The sequence below is a fragment of the Mesorhizobium sp. M1A.F.Ca.IN.020.06.1.1 genome (genome assembly GCF_004023265.1).
Lineage (GTDB): Bacteria > Pseudomonadota > Alphaproteobacteria > Rhizobiales > Rhizobiaceae > Mesorhizobium.
In genome coordinates this window covers 1-2260 of record NZ_RZSR01000956.1, presented here as the reverse complement: position 1 = coordinate 2260, position 2260 = coordinate 1, and the positions used below count along the sequence as shown (strand labels likewise).

The window sequence follows — 2260 nt, the reverse complement described above, 5'->3', positions numbered from 1 at the left end:
GCCCCGCCTTCAGCGGAATGCCGAGCAGCTGCGCCATCTCGCCGGCGTCCGGTCCCAGGATATGGGCGCCGAGCACTTTCCGCGACGCGCCGTCGACCACCAGCTTCATCAGCATCTTTTCGTCACGGCCCGACAGCGTGTGCCGCATGGGACGGAAAGACGCGCGATAGATCTCGATGTCCGGGAAGCGCTTGACCGCCTCGTCCTCGGACAAGCCGACGGTGCCGATCTCGGGCTGCGAAAACACGGCCGTCGGAATGGTATCATGGTCTGGCGCTGTCGGATTGCCTTTGAAGGCTGTCTCGATGAAACACATCGCTTCGTGGATGGCGACCGGCGTCAGTTGCACGCGGTGGGTGACGTCGCCGATCGCCCAGATATTGTCGATGCTGGTGCGGGAAAATTCATCGACGATGATCGCGCCGGTCTTGCCGAGCTCAACGCCGACGCCTTCGAGGCCCATATTCTCCGTGTTCGGGATGCGGCCGATCGCCAGCATGACCTGGTCGACGGTCAGCGTCTGACCACTGGAGAGCAGCACGTCCAGTCTGCCTTCAGCGGTCTTGCGCACCCATTCCGAGATCGAACGGCAGAGGATCCTGATCCCCTTCTTCTCCATTGTCTCGTGCAGCGAGCGGCGAAGGTCCATATCGAAGCGCGAAAGAATTTCTTGGCCACGGTAGACCAGCGTGGTGTCGACGCCCAGTCCATGAAAGATGTTGGCGAATTCGACGGCGATATAGCCGCCGCCCTCGATCATGATCGCCTTCGGCAATTCCTTGAGATCGAAGGCTTCGTTGGAGAAGATGCAATATTCGTGGCCGGAAAGCGCCGGGTGCGGAGCCGGACGGCCGCCCGTGGCGATCAGGATCTGGTCGGCGCTGACGGTGCGGTCTTCGGCAGTGAGATAGACGGAATGTGGATCGACCAGCACGGCGCGCGAGTGGAAGGCCTCGCCGCCCGCACCTTCGACATTCCTCTTGTAGATCGCCTCCAGCCTGGCGATCTCCTTGTCCTTGTTGGCGACCAGCGTCGGCCAGTCGAAGCTTGCCTCGGGCACCATCCAGCCATAGCCGGCGGCATCGGCGAAATGTTCGGGGAATTGCGAGGCATAGACATAAAGTTTCTTCGGCACGCAGCCGCGGATGACGCAAGTACCGCCATAGCGATACTCCTCGGCAATGGCGACGCGCTTGCCGAGCGAGGCGGCCACACGGGCCGCCCTCACCCCGCCGGAGCCGCCGCCGATGACGAAGAGATCATAGTCGTAACCGGCCATCGAAAGGACTCCTGCGCAATGGAAGTGTGTCACAGGTAGGCGGACAGCAGGCAAAAGAAAAGCCCGGAAATCCGGGCTCTTCTGGTCAAGTCGGCCGTCGGCCGCTTGAAACGGATCAGTTCTGCGAATTGTCGGCAGGAGCCGAGTTGTCGGCAGGAGCCTGGTCGTCTGCAGGCGCCGAATTATCGGCAGGAGCGGAGCCGTCGGCAGGAGCGGCCGCATCCTTCGCAGGCTTGGCAGGAGCCGCGGCCTTTGCGGCGGCGGCGAGCGTTTCGCCGACCTGCTGGGCGAGGTCGCGGGCGACCCCGTTCTGCCAAATGTCTGCCGCCTTCACCAGGTCGCGCGTGACCGCCGGGCCGCTGTCGAGCAGCTTCTTGCCGGCTTCCGAGCTGTAGAAAGTGGCGATATCGTTGAGGTCCTTTTCGGAAAACACCTTGGCGTAGGCGAGCGCCGCCTCCTTCTCCAGGTCGGCGCGGCGCGCCGCCAAGCCCATGGCCTTTTCGGTGACCGTCTTGCCGATCAGTTCCTGCATGTCGGGGTTCTTCTGGATCAGCTGGTTCTCAAGCGCGGCCGCCGCCTGCGGCAGGATATTGTCGAACGGGTCGGTAGCGTGGATAGCCGCAACTGCGGCCCGTGCGGCCTTCAGATGCGATTCGCTGATATCCTGCGAAAACGCCGGCGAGGACAGCGCAAGCACCGCTGAGGCCGCCAGAATGGTCGAAAGGCGGCGAACCCGTTTATGCAACATCATGGTCGATAGAACTCCCTGGTTTTCGGGCGGCATGGACGGTTTGGATGCCGTCGCCGCCGGCGATGACGGCGGTTGACGCCAGCCCGATGAATAGACCGTGCTCGACAACGCCTGGAATGGCGAAGAGAGCATTCGAAAGCGCTCTTGTATCCGGAATGCGGCCAAAAGATGCATCGAGGATAAAGTGGCCGCCGTCTGTAACAAATGGCTGCCCCCCCGTCATCCTCAAT

The 2260-nt window shown here is 62.5% G+C and carries 3 protein-coding genes; all 3 read right to left on the bottom strand.

Annotated features, from left to right (window positions below; all coding sequences use genetic code 11):
• Positions 1–1279 (bottom strand): glutathione-disulfide reductase (gene gor, locus EOA60_RS29515; RefSeq protein WP_128312366.1); only part of this gene is annotated, 1279 nt, incomplete at its 3' end.
• A gap of 115 nt (positions 1280–1394) precedes the next feature.
• A complete protein-coding gene (locus tag EOA60_RS29510; protein ID WP_095777683.1) occupies positions 1395–2030 on the bottom strand; it encodes a DUF2059 domain-containing protein in 636 nt (211 codons plus the stop codon).
• Positions 2017–2260 (bottom strand): ribose-5-phosphate isomerase A (locus tag EOA60_RS29505; protein WP_206628312.1); only part of this gene is annotated, 244 nt, incomplete at its 5' end. The genes EOA60_RS29510 and EOA60_RS29505, both read right to left, overlap by 14 nt.

What these genes read in the sequence shown, in the direction of transcription:
- EOA60_RS29510 (WP_095777683.1), bottom strand. Translation starts at nt 2,030, where the DNA reads ATGATGTTGCATAAACGGGTTCGCCGCCTTTCGACCATTCTGGCGGCC.